Genomic DNA, 2,229 nt, shown 5'->3' with positions numbered 1-2,229 from the left:
CGGCCCCCACCGCAGCGCCCACGGCCGCTTCCCGTCCGTGCCCGAGCTGCGCGAGCTGCTCGACGGGGTGCCCGTCGCCCTCGCCGCGCTGCGCCAGGCGTGCGAGGCGGCCGGTGACGGCGCCGCCCTGCGCGAACTGGACGCCCGCGTGCGCCAGTCCGGGCGGCCCGGCGATCCGGGCCCGCTGCTCGCGGACCGGATCGCGCTGCTGGACCGGCCCGCGTTCGCCGGGTTCTTCGACACCGGTGGCACCACCCGCCCCTTCGCCATGCGCGATCTGGCGCACCCGCTGCGGGTGCGGATCGACCTGCCCGAACGCGGCCACGCCGAGGCCTCCCGGCTGCTGGCCCGGCTGCTGCTCGCCCAGTTCACCGCCTGCGCCCGCGACCGCGACGAACGCTCCCTGTTCGCCTGCCTGGTCCTCGACGACGCCGCGCACACCCTCACCCCCGCCTCAGTACGCGCCGTCCAGCGGCTGCGGACGGCCAACGCGGGGGTGGTGCTGGCGCTGCGCAGTCTGGACGAGGTGCCCGAGCCGCTGCGCGCGGCGGCGGTGGGGGCGGTCGGCTGCCGGGTGGTGCTGTCGGGGGTGAGCACCTGGGACGGCGAGGTGTTCGCGCAGGCGTGGGGCCGCGACTGGGTGAAGACCGAGGACGTCACCCACAACCCCGACTTCTCCGGCGGCACGCTCCGGCGTGCCCTGCGCGGGATCCGGGCCCTGTTCACCGGGGTGCGGGCGACCACCCGCTCGGTCACCGTGCGCACGGTCCAGCGCGAGCGCTGGTCCGCCTCCGATCTGGCGCACAAGGTGCCGCCGGGCCACGCGGTGGTGTCGCTGACCACCGTCCGGGGCGAGGCGAGCCCGCCGGTCCTCACCCGGCTCGGGGAGTAGCCGGGGCGCGCGTGCGGCGGCGCGGCGGGCGGGCGCACGACGGCGCGTACGGCCGTACGGTCGGTGGTGGCGCGGCCTTATCCTTGCTACCGCACGGACAGTACCCGCCGCCCTCCTCCCCCGCCTGCCGGGCCGCCGGCCGGCGGTCGACCGCCGGAAAGGGCCCCAGGTCAGCCATGCCGATCACCCTCGCCTCGCTGGTCCAGCACTCCTCCCTCAAGCTCGCCGTCCTCGCGGGCGAGGGGCGGCTGGACACCCCGGTGCGCTGGGCGCACGTCAGCGAGCTGGCCGACCCAGTGCCGTACCTGGAGGGCGGGGAACTGCTGCTGGTCACCGCGATGAAGCTCGACGTCGAGGACGCGGAGGCGATGCGCCGCTACGTCGCCCGCCTGGACGCCGCCGGGGTGGTCGGACTGGGCTTCGCGGCCGGGGTCGCCTACGACACGGTGCCGCCGGCGCTGCTGGACGCCGCCCGCGAGGCCGGCTTCCCGCTGCTTGAGGTGCCCCGGCGCACCCCGTTCCTGGCCATCGGCAAGGCGGTCTCGGCGGCCAACGCCGCCGAGCAGTACCGCGCGGTCAAGGCCGGGTTCGAGGCGCAGCGGGAGATGACCCGCGCCGTGCTCTCCGCGCGCGGCACATCCGGTCTGCTGGCGAAGCTGGCGGCCCACGTGGACGGCTGGGCCGCGCTCTACGACGTCTCCGGCGCGCTGGTCGCCGCCGCCCCGTCCTGGGCCTCCCGCCGTGCCGCCGAGCTGACCGGCGAGGTGCGGAGGCTGCGTGACCGCTCCGCCACCGCGAGCGCCGTGGTGAGCGGTACCGGAGGCCGGGCGGGCGACCGGGTGGAGCTGCAGTCGATCGGTTCCGGGCGCCGGGTCAGGGCCGTGCTCGCGGTCGGCACCGGCGCCCCGCCGGGCACCGCCGAGCGCTACGCCGTCAACTCCGCGGTGGCCCTGCTGACCCTGACCACCGAGCGCTCCCGCGCCCTGCTGGAGGCCGAGCAGAGGCTGGGCGCGGCGGTGCTGCGGATGCTGCTGGCGGGGGAGGCCGACCACGCCCGGGCGGTCGCCGGTTCGCTCTACGGCACGCTGCTGGACGAGCCGCTGCGGGTGGTCGTGGCCGAGGGCGCGACGGGGCGGCGCAGGACGGCGGACGCCCGGGAGGCCGGTGAGGACGGGAGCGGCGGCGCCGCGGGGGAGGCGGGCGAGCCGGAGGGTGCGCTGCCCGCCGGCGTGGAGGCGCTCGCCGAGAAGACCGAGTCGGCCGCCGCCCGGGCGGGGGAGTCGGTGCTGCTGGTCCGGCACGACCGGCGGCTGGTGGGACTGGTGGCGGACGGCGGC

At 77.7% G+C, this 2,229-nt stretch carries 1 protein-coding gene and 1 pseudogene; both read left to right on the top strand.

Features of this window, described 5'->3' with window-relative positions; genetic code table 11:
* Window positions 1-892 (top strand): annotated as a pseudogene (locus ACLIYP_RS30245) (ATP-binding protein); the annotation flags it as partial.
* 176 nt (window positions 893-1,068) lie between these two features.
* Window positions 1,069-2,229, top strand: a 1,161-nt coding sequence (locus tag ACLIYP_RS30240; RefSeq protein ID WP_412716267.1) for a PucR family transcriptional regulator ligand-binding domain-containing protein, incomplete at its 3' end; no start/stop codon positions are given.

Source organism: Streptomyces nanhaiensis (genome assembly GCF_046614825.1).
GTDB lineage: Bacteria > Actinomycetota > Actinomycetes > Streptomycetales > Streptomycetaceae > Streptomyces > Streptomyces radiopugnans.
Note: the sequence above shows the minus strand (reverse complement) of the source record. Positions and strands in the feature narration are given on the sequence as shown.